Source organism: Yoonia sp. R2-816 (assembly GCF_046762905.1).
GTDB lineage: Bacteria > Pseudomonadota > Alphaproteobacteria > Rhodobacterales > Rhodobacteraceae > Yoonia.
In genome coordinates this window covers 1-350 of record NZ_JBKQXN010000306.1, presented here as the reverse complement: position 1 = coordinate 350, position 350 = coordinate 1, and the positions used below count along the sequence as shown (strand labels likewise).

The following is a 350-nucleotide window of genomic DNA, read 5'->3' as shown; positions in this document are numbered from 1 at the left end:
GGACGGCCGTTGACGTAAAGGAATTGCGACACCGCAGCGCCCCGCGAATAGGTTGGGAGGGCCGCATATCCGTAAAGCCGAAGTCCATCCCGTGTCCCATCGATCCGCAATGCGTTGTCCGCAAAGTCACGGCCTAAAACTTTTGCGAGCCTTGCGTGCAATGCATCAAACAAATCACCGCTCTCACGATCTGCCCGGAAGACAACACGTCCTTCGCCTCCACCAGATACGTCTCGTAAGACAAACGTCACTGAGGGCTCGGCCATGGAAAGCCGCTTAACAACATCTGAAATCGCTTGTGCTTCTGAACGATCAGTGCGCATGAACTTCAAGCGAGCCGGTGTTGCAAA

The 350-nt window shown here is 54.9% G+C and carries 1 pseudogene; it reads right to left on the bottom strand.

Annotation, left to right across the window (positions count from 1 at the left end):
* Window positions 1–350: pseudogene (locus ACFWW2_RS17625) on the bottom strand (DNA mismatch repair protein MutL); the annotation flags it as partial.